We start from the raw sequence: 22,372 nt of genomic DNA on the forward strand, positions 1-22,372 counted from the left end.
CCGCACCGACCGCCACCGCCTCAACAAAGGCGGCGAACGCCAAGCCAACCGCGTCCTGCACGCCGCCGTCGTCGTCCGCCTGCGCTACTGCACACGCACACAGGCCTACCTGCAACGACGCACCGAACAAGGCCTCACCAAACGCGACATCATCCGCTGCCTCAAACGCTACGTCCTCCACGAAGCCCACACCGCGATCATGAAAGACCTCGCAACCATCGCTTGACATCTATAGGAGCGTCAGGCGTGCCATCAACCCGCGTGTGGCGTGGGGCTGGTCTTTGATCAGATTGGCGGGGTCCGGGGCGGAGCCCCGAAATCCCTAAACCGGACCACCCGCACCCAACCCAACCACCGCCCAACCCCCGTCCCCGGACTAAGCTCGGTGCCCGTGAGCACTGCATACGGCATCGGCCTGGCCACTGTGACCCCAGACGGCACCGTCCTGGACACCTGGTACCCGTCCCCCGCCCTGGACGAGGCGACGACCCCAGGCACGGCCCCGGACACGGCCCCAGGAACGACCCGCGTGTCCTCCGCAGAGATCGCAGAAGCCCTGGGGGAGTCCGCGGCAAAGCTCCTCGGCGAAGACCTGGAACGCGGCGTAGAGGTAGTAGGCGTCCGCGTAGCAATCACCCTGTCCGAGGCCCCTCGCGACACCTACGACATCTGGCTCCGCCTCCACCTCCTGAGCCACCGCCTCATCAAGCCCCACGGCGCCAACCTGGACGGCATGTTCGGCCTGCTGACCAACGTCGTCTGGACCAACCACGGCCCCTGCGCGGTGGAGAACTTCGAACAAACCCGAACCCGCCTCCGGGTACGCGGCCCAGTAACCGTCTACAGCGTCGACAAGTTCCCACGCATGGTCGACTACGTACTCCCGACAGGCGTCCGAATCGGCGACGCCGACCGGGTCAGGCTCGGCGCCCACCTGGCCCCAGGCACCACCGTCATGCACGAGGGTTTCGTGAACTTCAACGCCGGCACCCTGGGCAACTCCATGGTGGAAGGCCGAATCTCCGGCGGCGTAGTGGTGGGCGACGGCTCGGACGTGGGCGGCGGCGCCTCGATCATGGGCACCCTCTCCGGCGGCGGCAAGCAGGTCATCAGCATCGGCGAACGCTGCCTCCTGGGCGCCAACGCCGGCCTCGGCATCTCCCTCGGCGACGACTGCGTGATCGAGGCGGGCCTCTACGTCACCGCCGGCACCAAGGTCACCCTCCCCGACGGCGAGATCGTCAAGGCCCAGACCCTGAGCGGCCAGTCCGGCCTGCTCTTCATCCGCGACTCGGTCACCGGCACCGTCAAGGTCAAGCCCAGGAAGGGCACCGGCGTGGAACTGAACGCCGCCCTCCACGCGAACGACTGAAAGAAGAGGAAACTCGACGTCCAGGGCCCAGTCTGCGCAGGCAGCCTGGGCCCGCGCCACCTGAGCCCCACCCGAGGAGGTGCACGTGCTGAAACAACGGATAGAGCTGAACGCTCGAGCCGCCATCGAACGTGCTCTGGAGGGGGCCCAGTCAGAAGACTCCTTCGTGGAGTTCAAAACCCAGTGGCCGGTCGACCACGGCAAAGCCGCCAGGCAGATCGCCGCCCTCTGCAACGCGGCACGTGGCTCAGAGGCGATGTGGATCGTCGGCGTCGACGAGAAGGGCCGCTACGTCAAAGGCGCCCTGGCCGAGGAACTCTCCAGCTGGTGGCCCAGGGTCGAGAGCCACTTCGACGGCGTGGCCCCAGGCCTCACCACGGTGGCGTTCGACTGGGCGATGGGCAGAACAGTCGTCGTGCTGTCACTCCAGACCGACAACGCGCCGTACGTCTTCGTCACCAAGAAAGAGCCCTACAGCAGGGAAATCCCCTGGCGCTCAGGCGAACGCACGAGAAGTGCCCGCCGTGGCGAGATCCTGGAACTCCTGATCCCCAAGCTGGACATGCCGGGCTGGGAGTTCGTCAGCGCCAGAGCCACCCTCAGTCAGCACTCCCCCACGCTGAGGTTCGAGGGCGACCTCTACCTGGAGACGAACCAGCCGTTGTCGTTGCCACACCACAGATGCCACTCGTACGCGACGTACGGCCTGGACAGCGAAACGGTGGACCTGGCCTTCAGCTTCCGCACGAACAGCAGAGACGTGCGAGCGGTAGAGCGCGTGGTGCGGGTGGCGGAACCAGCGGTCCTGCACGTGAGCGCGGACGCCGACGTGGACCTGGACTCTTTCCAGGACCTCTGGGACCTGCACTGGCACCTGGTGCTCGGCCTGGGTCTGAGCGGCGAGGAGATCAGCACCAGCGTCCGCCTGACGACGGACGCCGTGCCCCCGAACCAGTTCACCCGCAGGGTCTGGTCGGCCCTCAAGCCTTGAGGCGCTCCGCTGCCGCGGCAATCCGCTCGTCGGTGGCGGTGAGCGCGATCCGGACGTGCTGGGCACCAGCCGGTCCGTAGAACGTGCCCGGCGCCGCGAGAATCCCGCGATCGGCCAGCCAGGAGATGGTCTCCCAGGCGTCCTCACCGCGCGACGACCACAGGTACAGCCCGGCCTCGGAGTGCGACACCACGAACCCGGCAGCTTCCAGCGCGGGCTTCAACACCTCGCGCCTGGCCTGATACCGCGACCGCTGCTCGGCGACGTGCGTGTCGTCCTCCAGCGCGGCCCGCATGGCTTCCTGCACCGGCCGGGGCACGATCATCCCGGCGTGCTTGCGCAGCTCCAGCAGACCTGAGATCAGCTCGGGGTCACCGGTGATGAACCCGGCCCGATAACCGGCCAGCGACGACGACTTCGACAGCGAGTGCACGGCGAGCACACCGTCGAAGGAGTCCACAACGGACGGATGCAGCACCGACACCGGCGCGGCGTCGTCCCACGGCAACGCGAGGTAGCACTCGTCGGAAGCGACCACCGCGCCAACGGCCTGGGCGGCGGCAACAGCGTCACGCAACTGCTCGGCCGACAACACGCGCCCGGTCGGGTTCGACGGCGAGTTCAGCCACACCAGCCGAGTACCGGCCGGCGGCTTCTCCCCGTCGGCGAGCCGCACGACGGTGGCTCCCGCGAGCAATGCCCCGACCTCGTAGGTCGGGTAGGCCACCGACGGCACGGCCACGATGTCGCCGGGCCCGACGCCGAGCAGGGTCGGCAGCCACGCCACGAGCTCCTTGGAGCCGATCGTGGGCAGCACCGCGTCCGCCGGCAGCCCGACGATCCCGTAGCGCCGCTCGACGGCGGCGACGAAGGCCGCACGCAGTTCGGGCGTGCCGTGGGTGGTCGGGTAGCCGGGGATGTCCGCGACCGACGACAGCGCGGACTGGATCACCGCGGGAACCGGGTCGACGGGCGTGCCGACCGACAGGTCGACCACGCCACCGGGGTGCTTGCGCGCTTTGGCGGCGTGGTCGGCCAGCGAGTCCCACGGGAAGTCCGGCAGTGCCGGGCCCCTGCGTTGGATGATCAATGCCCCTCGGCCTGCGGCTCGAGCTCCTTGATCATCGGCGGGTCGGCGCTGACCTTGCCGACCTTGGACGCGCCACCGGGCGAGCCGAGCTCGTTGAAGAAGTCCACGTTGGCCTTGGTGTAGTCCTTCCACTCATCGGGGACGTCGTCCTCGTAGTAGATGGCTTCCACCGGGCACACGGGTTCGCACGCGCCACAGTCCACACACTCGTCGGGGTGGATGTAGAGCATCCGGTCGCCTTCGTAGATGCAGTCGACGGGGCACTCTTCGATGCACGCCTTGTCGAGCACGTCCACGCACGGCTGGGCGATCACATAAGTCACTGCGCTCTCCAACTTCATCGGTCACACCGCGCAAGCCGGAGAGTACGCGGCAGGTTCGAGTATCACCCGGTCAGGCTTGCCTTAGCTGCACGGTGTGCCACGTCACAACTCCTGTGCGGAAAATCTCTCGCCAACGTAGTCAGGATGGACGTGTGCACACCGTGGATCACCTGGAATCGCTCTGCGCGCGAGCATGGCCCGTCCTGGCAGAAGTTCCGCTTGGAGACTGGTTGATGCGTGCTGCCGACGGCTTCACCGGCCGCGCCAACAGCACGCTGACCTGCGGCGATCCCGGCATGCCGATTCCACGTGCGTTGGGCGTGATCGAAGGGTTCGCGCGTGAGCACGGCATCAAACCCACCGCTCATGTGGTCATCGGCTCACCACCGGAACAGGCGATCGAGGCCGCGGGCTGGCGGGTGGATCTCGATCACCCCGGCGGCGCGGAGTCGCTGGTCATGACCGGCCCGCTGGAGAAGTTCGCCGACGGCGTAGCCGAGAGTCGCGATCTTCCCGGATGGTGGGAACTCACGGCCGGATCCGAGGTTTCCCCCGCCCAACGGCACGTGCTCGGCAGCGGCACCAACGTGTGCTTCGCCGGCACCGTCGAAAACGGCTCCGAAAACGGCACCGTGGTCGCCGCTGTGCGGGGCGCTGTGGTCGAGGACGTGTTGCACGTCGCCCGGCTCGCGGTGCGGCCGTCACATCGCCGTCAGGGCCTCGCAAGGCGGCTCATGGGCGAGCTGGCGGGCTGGGGTCTGGAACAGGGCGCCACGACGTGCGCGCTGCAGGTCGCCGAGCACAACGAGCCGGCGATCCGGTTGTACGAGGAGCTCGGCTGCGCCGAGCACCACCGCTACCGCTACTGGGTGCCCGCGGTCTCGTAGAGGCCGGGCCGGTTGGCCGCGTTGCGCGCCATCACGGCACCCACGGCCACCGCACCCGTCAGCGCGCCGCCGGCGAGCAACAGCAGCCCGCGCCAGTCCTGGAGCAACAGCACCGGGCTGCCGGAGGCGTAACCCGGCTCGAAGTAGCCGAACACCATCAGCGTGAAGAACCACACGATCAACGGCAGCGCGGCCGTGACGACCCGTTCGGACAGCGAGGCCGCCCACGACACCAGCAACGGCGTCGTGACGACGGCCACCGCGATCGTGATCGGGAACGGCCAGTCGCTCAGCTTCGGCAGCAGCGTGCCGTCGAAGCGCAGCGGCAGGAACATCGTTTCCAGCACGGCGAGCGCTGCTGCCTCGACGCACAGAAGCAGCAGCAAGAGCACTCGCCCGCTACCGGTCACCCGAGTCCTCCGAACAGATCTGTGTCCGCGCCTTCCGCGGAACCCTTCGCCAGCACGTAGAACTCACCGCCGACCAGCGGCTGGGCGATGTTGTTCGACAGCGCGTACCCGTCGTCCCACACACTGACCTGCGTCGAGTGTGCGCGCAACGCGCGGCGTTTCGCCGTCAGGTGCTCCGACACGTCGATCACGGTCGTGATGTCCCCGTCCGGCGTCACCGGCAGCTCGCCGGGCTCCGGCAGCCGGAACGCCTCGGGCACGTTCTCCAGCGCCTCGACACCGGCGTTCGTGGCGTCGCGGGACGTCACGGCGTAGAAGACCCGCTCCACGTCGGAGACCTGAGCGCACGCGGCCACGGTGATCTCGTGCGCGCGGATGTGATCAGGGTGGCCGTAGCCGCCGAACGCGTCGTAGCTCACGACGACCTGAGGCTTGACCTCACGCAGGATCTCGACCAGCTGGGCAGTCTGGTCGTCCAGCGATCCCTGGACGAACGCGCGTGGGTGCGCGTTGGACGGCACGTCGACCATGCCGGAGTCGCGCCAGCGGCCGATGCCGCCGAGGAATCTGTGGTCGGTCACGCCGAGTGCGGCGCAAGCGGATCTCAGCTCGCCCACTCGGTACCCGCCCAGCTGGTCGGCGGCGTCGGCGGCCAGATGCGCCAGCGCGGGCGGGATGATCTCGCCCTCTTCCCCCAGCGTGCAGGTGACGACAGTGACGTGCGCGCCCGCCGAGGCGTAGCGCGCGATGGTGCCGCCGGTCCAGAGACTCTCGTCGTCCGGGTGGGCGTGCACGAAGAGCAACCGTGGTGGGGCAGTCAGCGTCACCGGAAAAGAGTAAAGCGGTGTTTACGGCCCCTGCTCCGCAGGGGCGGCGAGATCGCCGGGAAGTCGGTCATCCGGCCGAATCGCTCATGCCGAATTGGGCTTCGCCGAATTCGACATGAGCGGTTGACCGGATGACCGACGCGATCTCGCGAAACCCGCGTCGGCCACAACGCGCTCGCCCAGGCCAGCTCGAGGCTCATCCCAGGCCAGGCAGATCGCCTGCCTAAACCATCGAACGCTCCTCGGCGAAGTGGCACGCGGACAACGTTCCTTCCGGTCCACCACGCCTTTCCAGCTTCGGTTCTTCGGTGGCGCAGATGTCCTGGGCCTTCCAGCAGCGCGTGCGGAACCTGCAACCCGACGGCGGATTGACGGGTGACGGCACGTCACCCGTCAGCACGATCCGCTGACGCTTGCGCTCCTGCTTGGGATCCGGCATCGGCACCGCGGACAGCAACGCCTGCGTGTACGGGTGCATCGGCTTGGCGTAGATGGCCTCGCGCTCGCCGATCTCGATGATCTTGCCGAGGTACATCACCGCGACGCGGTCGGAGATGTGCCGCACCACCGAGAGGTCGTGCGCGACGAACAGGTAGGCCAGCCCGAGCCGTTCCTGCAGTTCCTCCAGCAGGTTCACGACACCGGCCTGCACCGAGACGTCCAAAGCGGACACCGGTTCGTCCAGCACCAGGAACCGCGGGTTCAGCGCGAGCGCCCTGGCGATGCCGATGCGCTGCCGCTGACCGCCGGAGAACTCGTGCGCGTAACGGTTGCGGTGCTCGGGGTTCAGACCCACGAGCTCCATCAACTCGTTGACGCGACGCTGCACGCCGCCCTCGACACCGTGGATCACCAGGGGTTCCGCGATGATGTCGTTGACCTGCCACTTGGGGTTCAGCGACGCGTACGGGTCCTGGAAGACGATCTGGATGTCCTTGCGCAACGGCCGCAACTGCTTGGTGCTCATGGAAGTGAGCTCGTGGCCGTCGAACTTCACCGAGCCGGAGGTCGGCTTGTGCAGCTGCAGGATCGCCCGCCCGGTGGTGGACTTGCCGCAGCCGGACTCGCCGACCAGGCCGAGCGTCTCGCCGGGGTGCAGCGTGAACGACACCCCGGACACGGCCTGCACCGTGCCGATGTTGCGCGGGATGATTCCCTTGCCCCGCACGGGGAACTCCTTGACGAGGTCGGTGACCTCCAGCAGTGGCGCGGTCACTTCGCCTCCTCATCCCTCAGGTCCGTGAGCAGAGATCCGTGCACGGCGGTGACTTCGAGCGACTCGTCGGGGTTGGCCGCGGCGAACACCGCCGGGTTCTCGACCGTGCCGATCTCGTCGTGCAGGAACAGCTTCTGCGGCTGCTCGATGGTCGCCAGGTGCTCCCACCGGTGGCACCGCGTCGTGTGGTTCGCGGCGCCGGCCTCCTCCAGCAGCGGTTCCCACTCGTGGCACACGTCGGCGACAAGCGGGCAGCGCGGCGAGAAGGAGCACCCGGTCGGCAGGTTCACCAGCGACGGCGGCGCGCCCTTGATCGGGGTGAGCCGCTTGCCGAGCGTCGCCGGGTTCGGGACCGAGCCCAGAAGTCCCACGGTGTAAGGCATCCGCGGCCGTTCGAAGACGTCGTCGACGGGGCCGGACTCGACCACCGTGCCGCCGTACATCACCTGCACGCGGTTGACCATGCCCGCGACCACGCCGAGGTCGTGCGTGATCATGACGATCGCCGCGTCGGTCTCGGACTGGATGCGCAGCATGGTGTCGAGGATCTGCGCCTGCACCGTCACGTCGAGCGCGGTGGTCGGCTCGTCGGCGATGATCACGCTGGGGTCGTTGATGATCGCCATCGCGATCACCACGCGCTGCCGCATGCCGCCGGAGAACTCGTGCGGGTACTGGCTCGCCCGCTTGTCCGGCTGCGGGATGCCGACCAGTTCCAGCGACTCGACCGCCTTGGCCCACGCCGCCTTCTTCGAGACGTTGTGGTGCGCCCGGTAGGTCTCGGCGAGCTGCCACCCCACCGTGTAGACGGGGTTCAGCGACGTCATCGGGTCCTGGAAGATCATCGAGATGTGCTTGCTGCGGAACGGCTGCATCTGCTTGTAGGTGCGGCCGTTCAGCTCCTCGCCGCGGTAGCGGATCGAGCCGTCGATGATCGCGTTCTTGGGCAGCAGGCCCATGATCGCCATGGAGGACACGGACTTGCCGGAGCCCGACTCGCCGACGATGCCCAGCACGTCGCCGGGGTTGAGGTCGAACGAGACGTCGCGCACGGCGCGGACGTCGCCGTCGTCGGTCGGGAACGTGACCGAGAGGCCCTTGACCGAGAGCAGCGGTGCGGTGGTGTTGGAGGGCAGGAAGTCCTCCGACAGTTCGGAAACAGTGGTCATCAGGCACGCACCTTCGTCTGCCTCGGGTCGAACGCGTCGCGCAGGCCGTCACCGATGAAGTTGACGGCGAGGGAGAGCGACACGAGCACGATGAACGGACCCCAGAACAGCCACGGCCGGTTCAGGAACTGCCCGTAGTTCTCCAGGACGATCACGCCCAGAGACGTGTCGGGAGGTTGGACTCCCAGACCCAGGAAGGACAGCGCGGCCTCGGTCAGCACCGCGCTCGCGATCGCCAGCGTCGCGTTGACGGTGATGCTGCCGATCATGTTCGGCACGAGGTGCTTGAAGATGATCCGCGAGGTGGAGGCGCCACAGGCCCGCGCCGCCTCGATGAACTCCCGCTGTGCCAAGGAAAGCGTCTCACCACGGGTGATCCGGGCGATCTGCATCCAGGCGAAGGCGGCGAGCACCAGTGCGACGACGTACCAGCTGCCGGAGAAGCCCTTCACCACGATCGCGGCGACCGCGATCTGCGGGATGATCAGCAGCAGGTCGACCAGACGCATCAGCGCCGTGTCGACGAAGCCGCGCAGATATCCCGCGAGAGCACCGAAAGTCACGCCGATGGCGGTCGCCAGCGCGGCCACGATCAACGCGATCTGCAGCGAGTAGCCGGTGCCGCGCATGAGCAGCGCCAGCATGTCCTTGCCGACCTGGGTGGTGCCGAGCGGGTGAGTGCCGCTCATCGGCTGGTAGGACCTGCTCGTCACGTCCTCGTAGTCGTACGTCCAGATGAACGGGCCGAGGAACGCGAAAAGCACGAGGAAGACGAAGACGCCGAGGCTCACCATCGCGAGCCGGTGGCGCAGGAACCGCCTCATGACGAGCTGGCCCTGCGTGCGGGTCTTGGTGGCGTCGAACTCGTGGGAGCCGGACTCGGGAGCACTGCTCACCACGCCGCCCTCGGACGCCAGGTTGATGTTAGCCAAGGCGAATCCTAGGGTCGAGGATGCCGTACACGACGTCGGCGATCAGGTTGAACAGCACGATCAGCGTCGCGGTGACGGCGAGCCAGCCCATCAGCATCGGCGGGTCGAACTGGCGGACGGAGTTCACCAGCAGCGTGCCCATGCCGGCCCAGCCGAACACGGTCTCGGTGATGATCGCGCCGGAGAGCACGGCACCGAAGTTCAGCGAGAACAGCGTGGCCACGGGGATCAGCGCGTTGCGGAACGCGTGCTTGAAGATCACGCGGCCCTGCGAGATGCCCTTCGCCCGCGCGGTGCGCACGAAGTCCGAGTGCAGGATCTCCAGCATCGAGGCGCGTTCGAACCGGCTGTAGGCCGCGAAGCTGATCAGCATCAGCGCGACCGTGGGAAGCAGGAACGTGCCGGTGTACTTGAAGATCACTTCGCCGAAGCTGCCGCTGAAACCACCCGGCCGCGGGCCCGCGGTGGTGAGCCAGCGGTCCAGCCCCATCGACTCCAGGACGTTGTTGAACTGGATGCCGTAGTTCTTCACGATGACCGCGACGCAGAAGATCGGCATCGAGAACATCAGGAACGCGGTGCTGGTGGCGAGGTAGTCGAAGATCGAGTACTGGCGCACGGCGGCGAGCACGCCGACCGAGACACCCAGGGTGAGAGCGAGAAGTTCGGCACCGATGACGAGCCGTCCGGTGGTCCACAGCGCGTCGGTGACGGCGGGGAAGACAGCGGTCTTGGCCTGACCGAGAGCGATGCTCTGGCCCCAGTCACCGGACAGGAAGTCGGTGAGCCAGTTCCAGTAGCGGACGATGACGGGCTTGTCCAAGCCGAGGGAGATCTCGGCGGCCTTGATGTCGGCGTCGGTGACGCCGGGCCGGAATCGCATTTCCGCCAAGGGGTTGCCGGCGGTGGCGACGAGGACGTAACAGGCGAAGCTGCCGATCAGCAGGATGGGTATGGAGATCAGCAGGCGCCGGATGATGTAGCGGATCACGGGCGGGCTCCTAGGGGGCAACCCGGCTCGGGCGGGGCCGGACTCGTGGTCCGGCCCCGCCCGGTCAGGCGTTGCGCAACTTCAGCTGTCGCGAATTACTTGGTCTGCCACTCGTTGGCGTTCCAAAGCGCGCCGTAGTAGCTCTGGAAGTACACGCGGTCGAGTCCCTTGAAGGCCCACATGTTCGGCATCTGGAACAGCGGCAGCGAACCGTACGCACCGGCCAGCGCCTCGTCCGCCTCGGAGAAGTACTTCAGCGAGTCGGCGATGGCGGTCTGGGAGACAGCCTGCTTCATGGCCTCGTCGGCCTTCGGCACGCTCAGGTTCTGCCAGTTCTGGCCACCACCGGTCTCGTAGATCGACTTCTTGCCGCTCTTGAACGGCGCGGAGGACCACGCGAACAGCGCGACGTCGTAGTCACCGGCGGAGACGCGCTCGTCGAGGAAGTTCGGGTCGGTGTCGTCCTTGACCTCGATGCCGGCTTCCTTGCACTGACCCTGGATCAGCTCGACGGTCTGCTTGCGTCGCGGGATGTCGGTGTGGCTGATCCGGAAGGAGGCGCGGACGCCGTCCTTCGCGAACACGCCGTCGGCGCCCTGCGTCCAGCCGGCCCCGGAAAGGATCTTCTTCGACTCGGCCGCGTCACCCTTGGCCTTGTCCGCGTAGACGTCCTTGTAGCCCTCGTCCTTCGGGAAGAAGATCAGGCTGCCGAGCGGCTTGGCGTCGGCCTGGACCTCGGTGATGAGCTTGTCGATGATGTCCTGGCGCTTGACGCACATGAAGAAGGCCTTGCGGACCTCTTCCTTGCTCAGCACCGGGTGCTTCATCTGGATGTCGAGGTGCTCGAACGACAGGCCGGGGCCCGCGCCGAACGTGACACCCTGGGCGTTGAGGCTCTTGAGCTTCGTGGCCGCGTTCGCGTCCGGCTGCGCGAAGGAGTTGACGGCGACCTCGCCGTTCTCCAGCGCCTGCGCCTGCGCGACCGGGTCCGAGATCGCCTTCAGCACGATCTTCTCGGGGCCACCGGGCTTGCCGACCCACTTGGGGTTGCGCTCCAGCGTCACCGACTGGTTCGGCTCGAAGCCGGTCAGGACGTAGGGGCCCGCACCCGGCATGAGGTCCTTGGTGAAGCCGTTCCACTTGTCGTTCCAGAAGTCAGCGACCTTCTGGATGTCAGCGGCGGCGCTGTCCTTGTTCAGCTTGGTGACGTCGGCGACGCCGGCGTTCTTCTCGAGGATGTGTGCCGGGAGGACGTCGTTGTTGAACATGTCCTCGTAGTCCGGGTACGGAGCGGAGAACGTGCCGACGAACGTCTGGTCGTCCTTGCACTCACCGGTCATCAGGTCGTACCCGGTGGTGCTGGCCGGCTTGAAGTACTTGGTGCCGTCGGCCTTCTTCGACGAGTTCGACTGCGTGAACCACGCCATGTAGATGTCGTCGCAGTCCCAGGCCTCGCCGTCGGACCAGGTGACGCCCTTCTTCAGCTTCCAGGTCACGACCTGCGGAGACTTCGAGGTGACCTCGATCGACTCCGTGGTGTCCTTGTTCAGGATGACCTTGTTGTTGCCGTTGATGATGTGCACGCCAGGCTGCACGAGCGTCAACGCGAACGTGTTGTAGGACTGGTTGGCGTCTTCCGTCGCGTTGTTGTACGAGGTGAACGGCTTGTCGGTCGTCACGACGACCTGACCGCTCTGCTTCGTCTCCGGCGCGGTGTAGCCGTCCGCGGACTCGCCGCGGGCACTCGCCATCTCGGCGACGGTGGCGTCTCCGCCATCACTGTCGCTGGTCCCGCCACCGCCACCACAGGCACCCAGCACGAGAGACGCGCTGGCGACCAGCGCGATCGCCGGAAGTGCTTTGGTTCTCCTCATCGACACGTGCCCTCCTAGCACTGGGCGGCCGTGGCCAGGTCGGCCAGCACGCCCATAACCGTGATGTGCCATACGCGCCCCGAACCGGCACATCGTGGGTGGCACGGTAAGAACCTGGCGAGGTGGCGGTCACTACCTAGGAGGGCGATCGTGACCCAATGGAGACACCTTGTAGCGCGCCGCGATGGCCCGATTACCGGGCGAATGCGTTCGTTAACCGGGCGCTGTGAATTCTGTCAACAAGGGCGGCCGAACGTACCAACGCCCAAACCTCGAAAGCAACCGGTTTTCCGACCCGTCGCTACTTGTCGAGACGCCGCCATTCGGGTGCACCGCTGAGCACGCCGGCGAGCGGCGCACCGGTGTCGACCCCGGAAACCGCCGTGGGAAGCACACCAAGAAGATCCACTACCTGGAACAACGGCACCGCCACGGCCTGGGCCTGGATCTGCGGCTCGATGCGGGCGAGTGCGTCGCCGAGCAGAATTTTGCCGTTGAGCGCGGCCTCGATGTCCGTCTGGATCGTCTGATCGCAGAACCCGGCCGGGTTCTGCGGGCTGGGCGTCGCCCCGTCCGGCGCGTCACCCACGCACCCGTACGCACTCGCCAGACCCGCCGCCGAGTCACCGGCGTCGACCCGCGGCATGACGGCGATGTCGATGTCCTTCTCGAGGAGCTGCTTGCTGAAGAGGTCCTCGGCGTTCGGCGTGACGACGTCGGCCTGGATGCCGCGCTCGGCCAGCTGCGCCTTCATCCGGTTCGCGATGGTGACGTACGGCTCGACCTTCTCGGGCGCGGCGATCTTCAGCTTGAGCGCCTTGCCGGCCTTCTCCCACGCACCCTGCGCGTTCTTGGCGTACCCGATCTCGGTGAGGAGCTGGTCGCTGACCGCCGCGTTGAGCGTGTTGCCGGTGATGGTCGCCTGGTACCCGGTGCGGCTCGGCGGCACCACGTACGAGTCGGCCCGGAACTGCGCGCTCGGCCCGCTCTGCGTGCCGGACGCGATGAGCGCGTCCCGGTCGAGCGCGGCCACGATCGCCCTGCGCGCCTTGACGTCCTTGAGCTGATCACTCACCGGCCGCAGCAGCACCTGCACAACCTCGTTGCGCGGCACGGCTTTCGTGGTCAGCTTCGCGTTTTCCTCGAGCAGGTTGACGTCCGCGGCGTCCGCCCGCAGCAGCGCGGCCTGGTTGTCCCCTTTGGACAGTGACTCGGCCATCGCGGTGTGCGTGGCCCGCCGGATCACCACCCTGTCAAGGGTTGTCGGCGTCTCCCAGTACCGATCGCTGCGCTCGAGCACGACCTCGCCGCGCGGTTCGTCCAGGCTGCGCACCTGGAACGGCCCCGCGGTGGCGGGGAAGTTGGTGCTGAGAACGTTCGACCAGGTGCCGGGCGCGTCCTTGAGCAGGTGCGCCGGCAACAGGTTCGCGAAGAGCGACCGCCAGCCGGGGAACGGCTTGCCGAACGCGACCTCGACGACCTTGCCGCCCTCGCGCGCGCTGATGTTGTTGATCAGCCGGTAACCCGCGGGGTCGACGACACCGGGCTCGACGCGCATCCGCTGCCAGAGGTAGTAGAAGTCCTCGGCGGCGATCGGGGCGCTGTCCGACCAGCTCGCGTCCTTGCGGATCGTGTACGTGACGGTGAACGGCTCGGCCTTGGTGACCTTCGCGCTCACCATGAGGTTCCGGTCCAGCTGCGGCGCGCCGTCGGGCCCCGCGCGGAAGGCGCTCGGCAGCAGCAGCGAGCTCAGCGCGGTGGTGATGGGGCTCTGGGCCGCCAGCGAGTGCGGGTTGTAGCCGCCCGCCACGTCGTCCACGCCCACCACGATCTCGGTGACCTTCGGGCCCGTCGTGGTGATGACGGGGGCCTCGGACTTCGGGACGAGCGGCGGAGGTGGCGCGTTCGTGCACGCGGCGGCGGTGCCGCACAGGATGGCGGCAGCCAGCACTCCCCCGAGTCGCCTCATGGTCCTCACATTGCCAGAAGGGTGGTGGTCGCGTTCGGGCAACCCAAGTTTTGTCACCCGCGCCACTAGAGGGACGTACCGGGGTGGTGGCGGGTTGCTCGCACAGTGGGTAGTACGGCTCACCTGGTCGGGTGGTTCGGGCCTGGGGTCGGCCGGTTTTCGGTGGTTGAAACGCGAAGGGCGGCCAGGCCATCGGCCCAGCCGCCCTCCGTGAGGCGTTACGTCAGCGTGCGGACTAGCCGCGCTGCTTCAAGCGCGAACGCTCGCGGCCGCGCAGGTTCGCGTCCAGGGTGACCTTGCGGACGCGCACGACGTCCGGCGCCACCTCCACGCACTCGTCGGCGGCGCAGAACTCCAGCGCCTCCTCCAGCGAGAGCTTGCGGGGACGGGCCAGGGTCTCCATCACGTCGGCCGTGGAGGACCGCATGTTGGTGAGCTTCTTCTCGCGGGTGACGTTCACGTCGAGGTCCTCGGCGCGCGGGTTCTCGCCCACGACCATGCCCTCGTACGCGTCGGCGCCCGGCTCCACGAAGAAGGTGCCGCGGTCGGCCAGCTGGATCATCGCGTAGGCGGTGATGGAGCCGGTGCGGTCGGCGACCAGCGAGCCGTTGTGGCGGGTGCGGATCTCGCCCGCCCACGGCGCGTAGCCCTCGGAGACGGCGTTGGCGATGCCGGTGCCGCGGGTCTCGGTGAGGAACTCGGTCCGGAAGCCGATGAGACCCCGCGACGGCACCACGTAGTCGAGCTTGATGCGGCCGGTGCCGTGGCCCGACATGTTCTCCATGCGGCCCTTGCGGTTGGCCAGCAGCTGCGTGACGGCGCCGAGGTGCTCCTCGGGGCAGTCGACGGACAGACGCTCGAACGGCTCGTGGATCTTGCCGTCGACCATGTGCGTGACCACCTGGGGCTTGCCCACGGTCAGCTCGAAGCCCTCGCGGCGCATCTGCTCGACCAGGATGGCCAGCGCCAGCTCGCCACGGCCCTGTACCTCCCAAGTGTCCGGCCGCTCGGTCGGGAGCACCTTGACGGACACGTTGCCGACGAGCTCGGCGTCGAGCCGCGCCTTGAGCACGCGAGCGGTGAGCTTCGTGCCACCGTTGCGACCGGCCAGCGGCGACGTGTTGACACCGACGGTCATCGAGATGGCCGGCTGGTCGACCGTGATCCGGGGCAGCGCCTCGGGGGTCTCGGCGTCGGCCAGCGTGTCACCGATGGTGATGTCCGCGATGCCGGCGATGGCGACCAGGTCACCCGCACGAGCGAACTCGGCCGGAACGCGGTCCAGCGCCTCGGTGATGAGGAGCTCGGTGATGCGAACCTTGACCGGCTCGCCGTCCTCCCGGCACCACGCCACGGTCTCGCCCTTGCGCATCGTGCCCTGGTGGATGCGGCACAGCGCGATACGGCCGAGGAACGTCGAGGCGTCGAGGTTCGTGACCAGAGCCTGCAGCGGCCCGTCCACGTCCACGGTGGGAGCCGGAATGTGGTCCATCAGCACCTGGAACAGCGTGTCCAGGTTCTCCTCGTCCGGCAGGCCGCCGTCCTCGGGCTGCGTCAGCGACGCACGACCGGCACGCGCCGAGGCGTAGACGACCGGCAGGTCCAGCACGGACTCGTCGGCACCGACCTCGGTGGCCAGGTCCAGCAGCAGGTCGTGAGCTTCCTCGACCACCTCGGAGATCCGGGCGTCGGGACGGTCGACCTTGTTGACCAGCAGAATCACCGGCAGACCGGCCGACAGCGTCTTGCGCAGCACGAACCGGGTCTGCGGCAGCGGACCCTCGGAGGCGTCGACGAGCAGGACGACACCGTCCACCATCGACAGCGCGCGCTCGACCTCACCACCGAAGTCGGCGTGGCCGGGGGTGTCGACGACGTTGATGATCACGTCACCGTCAGGCGTGTGCCGCCTGACAGCCGTGTTCTTCGCGAGAATGGTGATGCCCTTCTCACGCTCGAGCTCGCCGGAGTCCATGACCCGGTCGACCAGCTCGGCACGCGCGGAGAAGGCGCCAGACTGGCGCAGCATTGCGTCGACCAGCGTCGTCTTGCCGTGGTCGACGTGCGCGACGATCGCGACATTGCGCAGGTCAGTGCGCGTCTGAAGGGCAGGCGCGGTGGCCGTGGGCACGCAGAACTCCTAGAGCTTCGAAGGCGTTGGAGGGGCTCGCGCCGGACACGTCAATGCGCACAGCCGTACACCAGAGTACCGGCCAAGTCGGCATTACCACACAAGAGTGCCAGTGAAGTGAGCCTCACCTACTCTAGCTACATCGCCCGGAGTGGAGTGCAACCAGTGGGTAAAAAGCTCAAGAAGAAGTGCTGCCGGTCGAAGCCGCAATGCAAGCGCTGCCCGGTCCCCTTCCTGCTCAAGGAACGGGACAAGGCCAGGAAGAAGGCGGCGAAGAAGGCCGCCAAGGCAGCCAAGAAGGCGCTGAAGAAGGCAGCTTGAGAGCCGCCGGAGTCCGGGCATATGTCGACAAAGCGCTGGACCTCCTCCAGCGGCACTCGATGGAGAGTTCCTCGGCCGACTGGCCCGCATTACGTGCCGAAGCTCACCTCGCGACGGCCTCCGCACGCCGTCCTGAGGACACCTACGACGCCATCCGTCAGGTGATCGCCACGCTGGGCAACCCGCACACCTGCCTGATCACGTCGCAGCGGGCTGGGCGGGCACCGGATCCGACCGTCCCGACTGGTTGGTTGATCGGGGCGACCGGGCGGTTGGCTGAGGCGACGGATCGGTTGGTCGAAGCAACTGGACGGTTGGCCGGGTCGACAGACCGGTTGGTCGGTCCAACCGGACAGTTGGTCGAGCGAGCGGACCGGCCGACCGAAGCAACCGGGCGGTTGGCTGGGCCGACAGACCAGTCGGTCGAAGCAACCCGACAGTTGGTCGAGCGAACGGACCGGCCAGCCGAAGCAACCGGGCGGTTGGCTGGGCCGACAGACCAGTTGGTCGGTCCAACCGCCCAGGTAGTTGGAGTAACCGACCGGTCAGTCGAAGTAACCGGGCAGTTGGTTGAGCCGACAGACCGGGTGGTCGGTCCAACCGCCCAGTTGGTTCTGCCCGAGACCGACTCTCGCAACGGCGACGCGTACGTCACCGCCGGCCTGGCCGTACTTCGCAGCCTCATCGCGCACCAACCAACCGGTTGGGTGGTCGATCTGCGCGGCAACCGCGGAGGCGACATGCACCCGATGCTCACAGTGGTCGCCCCGCTGCTCGGCGAGGGCGAGAAGGGCCGGTTCGTCAGCCCACACGACCGCAGCAACGCCGACGTCCACGGCAACACCGACGTCCACGGCAACACCGGGGGCCACGGCAACACCGGGGGCCACGGCTGGGGCATCCGCCGCGGCCACGTCTACAACGGCAAGAACACAGCGTTCCGGCGTACCAAGGTCCCCGCAGCGCAAAACCAGCCGGTGGCCGTGCTCATCGACCGCCACACCGCGAGCTCGGGCGAGGCGGTGCTGATCTCGTTCCTGGGCGCGGACAACGTCCGCACCTTCGGCGAACCAACCGCCGGCTACGCCACCGCGAACCAGGCCTTCAAACTGCCCGACGGCGCACGGCTGGCCATCACCACAACACACATGGCCGACCGCACAGGACGCGTATACGGCAACGAACCGATCGCCCCCGACACGCCCGTCACGAACTCGGACACGCCCGTCACGAGCTCGGACACACCGAACCCGAACGACTCAAGGACGAACGGCACCCACGATCGCGTGCTCGAAGCCGCGATCGAGTGGCTCGCTCAAAGCCGGCCCTGGCCGTGCCCAGCCGCTTCTAGCCCTGCAGCACGGCCTCGTTCAGCTTCATGAGCTCCGGCGCCGTCCGGGTCGCCTCGAACTCGCAGATCTCGTACTTCACCAGCTTCTGCTCGGCCCACGGGTCCGTGGCGAGCAGCGCGTCGAGCTTGCCGCGGGGCATGGGGCGCGTGATGATCACGCCGCCGACCCTCGGCACTTGACGCCCTGAGGCGAGGAACAGGCCCCGCTCGTACTGCTTCTCGACCCATGCTCGGTGGTCGGGGAGGGCGTAGTCGATCTGTTCCAGTGGCGCGGCGTACTTCAGCAGCACGATGAACATTCGTCAACGGTAGCCCTATACTGGCCAACGTGCGCATGATGAACGCTTACTGGTGGGCCGCTTTCAGGCGGCCGGAGTAGCTGTGCGCTGACGCGAACACAAGCCGCCCGCGACGGGCGGCTTTTTTGTGCGTTTCGTCCGGGCGGTCCTTCACGAAAGGACCAACCACCATGATCCGCTTGTCCGCCATCACCCCGTCGGGCCAGGTCCACCTGGGCAACTACCTCGGGGCGCTGCGCACGTGGGCTCGTGAGGGCACCGAGGACGACGTGTACTTCATCAGCGACCTGCACGCGATGACGTCGTCGCACAACCCGCAACGTCTGCGATCCCTGACCAGAGAGCAGTTCGCCGTGCTCATCGCGTCCGGCATCGCCCCGGAGAGCACGTGCGTGCAGAGCGACCTGATCCGTGAGCTGGGAGCCCTCAACTGGGTTCTGGAGTGCACCTGCACGTACGGGGAGGCCGCGCGCATGATCCAGTTCAAGGAGAAGTCGCTCGGCCGCGAGTCCGTGCGCCTCAGCCTGCTCACCTATCCGGTGCTGATGGCGGCGGACATCCTGTTGCAGGGCACCGCGGAGGTTCCGGTCGGCGAGGACCAGCTTCAGCACGTCGAACTGGCCCGTGCGCTCGCCCGCCGCTTCAACCACGCGTACGGCGACGCGTTCATCGTCCCGACCGCGGTGGTGCCGAAGGTCGGCGCGCGCATCAAGGACCTCTCGGACCCGGCGCGCAAGATGGACAAGTCCGCGCAGAACTCCACCGGCGTCGTCTTCGTGCTCGACGACCCGGATCTGGTGCGGCGCAAGGTCCGTCGCGCGGTCTCGTCCACCGAGGGCATTGCGAACCTGACCGAGATCCTCACCTCCTGCACCGGCAAGGAGCCAGAGGACTACACGAGCAAGTTCGCGGACCTCAAGAACGTCGTGGCCGAGGCGGTCATCGAGGAACTCCGACCCGTGCGCGACCGCACGCTCGCACTCCTCGCCGACCCGGCGGAGCTGGACCGCATCCGTTCAGCAGGTGCCGAGCGGGCGCGCGAACGCGCTCAGCACCGGCTGAACGCGGCGTTGCGCCTGTCCGGGCTCAGTTGAGGAGCGTTTGAAGGGCGGGCACCAGCACCCGGTCCGCGGGCAGCCAGTCCACGCCAGGCAGCTCGTCGGCGGTGAGCCACCGGACAGCGTTGTGCTCCAACGCTTCCGGCTCATCGCCGCCGGGTTCCGCCAGCGACGCCGCGTAGATCCGCAGCACCATGTCCTTCTTCAACGGCACGTCCGGCCCGACCTGCTCGCCGACGACCACCGGCACGCCGAGCTCTTCGACGCACTCGCGCACCACCGCGTCCGTCGGCTTCTCGCCGTCCTCCACCCGTCCGCCGGGCAGTTCCCACTGCCCCGCATGGCTTTCCGGGTAGGACCGCTGCTGGGCCAGCAACCGTCCATCCCGGACGATCGCCGCACCAACGACAACCCGAGCCTCACGCAGCTCCGCGCACCGCGACGCCAGCAACGCCGAGCGCTTCTGCAACACCCGCAACGCCATGCCGCGTCCGACCGTGACGTCCGCGAACCGCCCGACGACGCCACCCACCGTCGTCCAGCTGACGCGGTCGACCACCATCGTCCCGGCCCCGGTGACCACGAGGTCCGTGTGCAGCTCCAGGAAGTCCCCGGCGGCCGACACACCGGACAGATCAGCACGGGTGACCGTCAACCGAACGCCCAACGGCCCGGTGAGCACATCTCCCAGGCACAGCAAGGGACCCGGCACCTTCACCCCGAACCCCGCGATCAGCGAGGTCTCGACCAAGGCACCGGCAACAACGGCAACGGGCGCGTCGACCAGCGCCGACGCTCGCAACTCTGGCACCTGAGCTTGCTACCAGGACGGCCAGCGGATCTCCAAACGCGCACCACCGGCAGGTGACTCCGCCGCCAGCACCGACCCTCCGCGCCGCCGCACGAGATGCGCCACCAACGCCAGCCCGAGCCCGAAACCACCCGACCGCCGCCCGCGATCCTCTTCCACCCGATAAAACCGGTCGAACACCCTCGCCCGGTGCTCAACGGGAATCCCGTGGCCGTCGTCATCCACCAACAACCGCACGTCCCGCCCCACCGGCACCAACGTCAGCGTGACCGTCGAATACGCATACCGAACGGCGTTGCGCAGCAAGTTGTCCAGCACCAACTCGACCTCGGACCGAGTGGCCGACACCAGACAAGCCGACGGCGGAGCCGTCAACCGCACCAACAACTCGGTGTCCAACCGAGAAATCGCCGCCTCAGCCTCCAACACCAGGTCAACCGCATCAGCCCGCCCAGGCACCCCGGTGTCCGCCCGAGCCAGGATCAACAACGAGTCCACCAGCGCGCTGAGCCGAATCGACTCCTCGACCACCGACTCCAGAACCTCGATCGAGAAGTCCGGATCCGGATGCGCCACCGCCACCTCAGCCTGAGCCCGCACCGAAGCGACCGGCGACCTCAACTCGTGCGCCGCATCCCCGGTGAACCTCCGCAACCGATCCGAGGCCTCATCCCGCCGAGCCAGCAAGGCGTTCAACGCCTCAGCCAACGCCTGCAACTCGTCCCGCGACGGCGGCACCGGCAACCGCTCCCCGTGCGGCAACTCCCCAGCGGCAACCCGCATCCGCTCAACCGGCCGCAACGACGACCGCACCGACAACCAGGTGGCGATCCCCACCAACCCGGCCACCAGCACAGCCGCGAACGCCAACCACCGCGTCCCCAACGTGTTGGCGTTCTCGTACCCGAGCAACGTGTCCCCGTACACCTCGAGCCGAGGCGACCCGTCCCCCGCGAACACCACCTGCCCCCGCCACCGGTACGCAGAGGCCCCGTCCAACCTCAACACCGGCTCGCCAGACTTCAACGTACGAATGTCCTGCGCAGTCAACGGAAGCGGCGCACCCCCGTCCACCGGCACCCCGGACACGTCCAGCACCCGAGGCGGCTGCTTCGCCAACTCCTGGTCCACCGCGGTGATCTGAATCAACCCGATCAACGCCGGCGCCAACCCCGTGAACGCCAGCAAGCACAACAAAGCCACCCCAGTGGCCACCACAGTGATCCGAAAGCGCAACGTGCGCTGAAACCACCAGCGGCGAGGACTCACTTGTTCCCCAACGCACTGTCGAGGTCCGGAGTGGACGCGATGTATCCATGCCCCCGAATCGTCCGCACCACCTCCCCACCCCCAACAGCCTCCAACTTGCGCCTGAGGTACCCCACATAAACCTCAACCGCGTTCCGCGTAGCAGCCTGCTCGTCCCCCCAAACAGTCCGCAACAACTCGTCCTTGGTCACCACCGACCCAGCCCGGGACGCCAACACGTCCAGCACCGCGTACTCACGAGGACTCAGCGAAACGTCCTGCCCAGCCCAACTGACCTCACGCAACCCACGATCAATAACAAGATTCCCCAACGTCAACTTCCGCCGAGCCCCACCACCCCGCCGCAACAACGCCCGAACCTGAGCCACCAACACCACAAAGCTGAACGGCTTGACCAGATACCCGTCGGCCCCCAAATCCAGCCCGTCCGCCTGATCAACCTCCCCGTCCTTGGCCGACACCATCAACACCGGCGTCCGCACCCCATCGGCCCGCATCCGCTGCAACACCCGATACCCGGACAACCCAGGCAACATGATGTCCAACAACACAACATCAAAAGCGCCGGTCAACGCCACCCTCAACGCAGTGGGCCCATCAGCCGCCGTAACGACCTCCATGCCCTCCGCCGCCAGACCACGCTCCAACGCCCGACGCACGCCGACTTCGTCGTCCACGACCAGCACCCGAGGCTTCACACGCACAGCATGCCGCTCCTGAGAGCCAGCCGCCCGCAACATCTCAGCCGACTCTCAGCAAGCCACCCAAGCCGATGCCGCAGGCGAGGCGACCCAAAGGCGAAGCCGAGGCGTCCTTAGCTTGAAGCAGCGCTCCGGGCGGGTCCCCGTCACGAGTCGTGCCTCAGCACAAGCCGCGCCCAGCAAGGGGTGTCAACTCGACACGCTTTTCGTCGAGTTGACACCCCTTGCTGGGCGTGGCTCGCTCTGGCCCGGCTTGTGACGGGGACCCGCCCGGACCGCACCACCTACGCAACACGCCTCCGCCCAAAGCAACTGGCGTGCCATCAACCCGCGCGTGGCGTGGTACCCCCTGATCAGATTGGCGGGGGACTGGGGGCGGA

20 protein-coding genes and 1 pseudogene are annotated in these 22,372 nt (G+C 67.5%); 6 read left to right on the plus strand and 15 right to left on the minus strand.

Features of this window, described 5'->3' with window-relative positions; genetic code table 11:
• The 3 genes and pseudogenes from SK803_RS45225 to SK803_RS45235 all read left to right on the plus strand — a co-directional run.
• Positions 1–226: pseudogene (locus tag SK803_RS45225) on the plus strand (IS110 family transposase); the annotation flags it as partial.
• A gap of 165 nt (positions 227–391) precedes the next feature.
• Entirely contained in the window at positions 392–1,372 is a 981-nt protein-coding gene (dapD, locus tag SK803_RS45230) for a 2,3,4,5-tetrahydropyridine-2,6-dicarboxylate N-succinyltransferase (protein WP_406601671.1), read from the plus strand.
• A gap of 166 nt (positions 1,373–1,538) precedes the next feature.
• Positions 1,539–2,363, plus strand: a complete 825-nt coding sequence (locus SK803_RS45235; protein WP_319972439.1) for a hypothetical protein — start codon at positions 1,539–1,541, stop codon at positions 2,361–2,363.
• Here SK803_RS45235 and dapC read toward each other — a convergent pair.
• Together dapC and fdxA are read right to left on the minus strand one after the other, a co-directional pair.
• Positions 2,353–3,447, minus strand: a complete 1,095-nt coding sequence (dapC, locus tag SK803_RS45240) for a succinyldiaminopimelate transaminase (RefSeq protein ID WP_406601673.1) — start codon at positions 3,445–3,447, stop codon at positions 2,353–2,355. The two genes, SK803_RS45235 and dapC, sit on opposite strands and share 11 nt — an antisense overlap.
• A gap of 2 nt (positions 3,448–3,449) precedes the next feature.
• Complete coding sequence (gene fdxA, locus SK803_RS45245; protein WP_167974142.1) at positions 3,450–3,776, minus strand: ferredoxin; 327 nt, start codon at positions 3,774–3,776, stop codon at positions 3,450–3,452.
• 161 nt (positions 3,777–3,937) lie between these two features.
• Here fdxA and SK803_RS45250 point away from each other — a divergent pair, with 161 nt between their 5' ends.
• Entirely contained in the window at positions 3,938–4,663 is a 726-nt protein-coding gene (locus SK803_RS45250; RefSeq protein WP_455032254.1) for a GNAT family N-acetyltransferase, read from the plus strand.
• Here the strand turns inward: SK803_RS45250 and SK803_RS45255 are convergent.
• From SK803_RS45255 to typA, 9 genes are all read right to left on the minus strand, one after another.
• Entirely contained in the window at positions 4,639–5,055 is a 417-nt protein-coding gene (locus SK803_RS45255; protein ID WP_319972455.1) for a hypothetical protein, read from the minus strand. The genes SK803_RS45250 and SK803_RS45255 overlap by 25 nt on opposite strands.
• Positions 5,056–5,069: 14 nt before the next feature.
• Positions 5,070–5,900, minus strand: coding sequence for an N-acetyl-1-D-myo-inositol-2-amino-2-deoxy-alpha-D-glucopyranoside deacetylase (mshB, locus tag SK803_RS45260; RefSeq protein WP_319972442.1), 831 nt, complete (start codon positions 5,898–5,900; stop codon positions 5,070–5,072).
• 223 nt (positions 5,901–6,123) lie between these two features.
• Positions 6,124–7,116, minus strand: coding sequence for an ABC transporter ATP-binding protein (locus SK803_RS45265; protein WP_319972443.1), 993 nt, complete (start codon positions 7,114–7,116; stop codon positions 6,124–6,126).
• The gene (locus tag SK803_RS45270; RefSeq protein ID WP_319972444.1) at positions 7,113–8,285 is read right to left on the minus strand and encodes an ABC transporter ATP-binding protein; all 1,173 of its coding nucleotides are present in this window, start codon (positions 8,283–8,285) and stop codon (positions 7,113–7,115) included. The genes SK803_RS45265 and SK803_RS45270 overlap by 4 nt, the downstream gene beginning before the upstream one ends.
• Positions 8,285–9,217 carry an ABC transporter permease gene (locus tag SK803_RS45275; protein WP_406601672.1) on the minus strand — a complete coding sequence of 311 codons (933 nt, stop codon included), beginning with the start codon at positions 9,215–9,217 and terminating at the stop codon, positions 8,285–8,287. The genes SK803_RS45270 and SK803_RS45275 overlap by 1 nt, the downstream gene beginning before the upstream one ends.
• On the minus strand, positions 9,210–10,208 hold the full coding sequence (locus tag SK803_RS45280) for an ABC transporter permease (RefSeq protein ID WP_319972445.1): 999 nt from the start codon (positions 10,206–10,208) through the stop codon (positions 9,210–9,212). Before SK803_RS45280 ends, SK803_RS45275 begins: the two co-directional genes overlap by 8 nt.
• A 95-nt stretch (positions 10,209–10,303) precedes the next feature.
• On the minus strand, positions 10,304–12,082 hold the full coding sequence (locus tag SK803_RS45285; protein WP_319972446.1) for an ABC transporter family substrate-binding protein: 1,779 nt from the start codon (positions 12,080–12,082) through the stop codon (positions 10,304–10,306).
• A gap of 301 nt (positions 12,083–12,383) precedes the next feature.
• Positions 12,384–14,051 carry an ABC transporter family substrate-binding protein gene (locus SK803_RS45290; protein ID WP_319972447.1) on the minus strand — a complete coding sequence of 556 codons (1,668 nt, stop codon included), beginning with the start codon at positions 14,049–14,051 and terminating at the stop codon, positions 12,384–12,386.
• Positions 14,052–14,286: 235 nt separating this feature from the next.
• Entirely contained in the window at positions 14,287–16,182 is a 1,896-nt protein-coding gene (typA, locus tag SK803_RS45295) for a translational GTPase TypA (RefSeq protein ID WP_319972448.1), read from the minus strand.
• A gap of 188 nt (positions 16,183–16,370) precedes the next feature.
• Between typA and SK803_RS45300 the strand changes: the two genes are divergently transcribed.
• Positions 16,371–17,885: a S41 family peptidase gene (locus SK803_RS45300; RefSeq protein ID WP_319972449.1), complete on the plus strand. Its 1,515-nt coding sequence runs from the start codon at positions 16,371–16,373 to the stop codon at positions 17,883–17,885.
• On the opposite strand, the gene SK803_RS45305 is transcribed toward SK803_RS45300, so the two are convergent.
• Complete coding sequence (locus SK803_RS45305) at positions 17,851–18,153, minus strand: YciI family protein (RefSeq protein ID WP_319972450.1); 303 nt, start codon at positions 18,151–18,153, stop codon at positions 17,851–17,853. The genes SK803_RS45300 and SK803_RS45305 overlap by 35 nt on opposite strands.
• 170 nt (positions 18,154–18,323) lie before the next feature.
• Here SK803_RS45305 and trpS point away from each other — a divergent pair, with 170 nt between their 5' ends.
• Entirely contained in the window at positions 18,324–19,247 is a 924-nt protein-coding gene (trpS, locus tag SK803_RS45310; protein WP_319972451.1) for a tryptophan--tRNA ligase, read from the plus strand.
• Here trpS and SK803_RS45315 read toward each other — a convergent pair.
• The 3 genes from SK803_RS45315 to SK803_RS45325 are packed head-to-tail and all read right to left on the minus strand — an operon-like array spanning position 19,240 to position 22,031.
• Entirely contained in the window at positions 19,240–20,022 is a 783-nt protein-coding gene (locus tag SK803_RS45315) for a (deoxy)nucleoside triphosphate pyrophosphohydrolase (RefSeq protein ID WP_319972452.1), read from the minus strand. The two genes, trpS and SK803_RS45315, sit on opposite strands and share 8 nt — an antisense overlap.
• 9 nt (positions 20,023–20,031) lie before the next feature.
• The gene (locus SK803_RS45320) at positions 20,032–21,291 is read right to left on the minus strand and encodes a sensor histidine kinase (protein ID WP_319972453.1); all 1,260 of its coding nucleotides are present in this window, start codon (positions 21,289–21,291) and stop codon (positions 20,032–20,034) included.
• On the minus strand, positions 21,288–22,031 hold the full coding sequence (locus tag SK803_RS45325; RefSeq protein ID WP_319972454.1) for a response regulator transcription factor: 744 nt from the start codon (positions 22,029–22,031) through the stop codon (positions 21,288–21,290). The genes SK803_RS45320 and SK803_RS45325 overlap by 4 nt, the downstream gene beginning before the upstream one ends.
• Positions 22,032–22,372 lie beyond the last annotated feature (341 nt).

Source organism: Lentzea miocenica, from assembly GCF_033949945.1.
GTDB classification, from domain to species: domain Bacteria; phylum Actinomycetota; class Actinomycetes; order Mycobacteriales; family Pseudonocardiaceae; genus Lentzea; species Lentzea miocenica.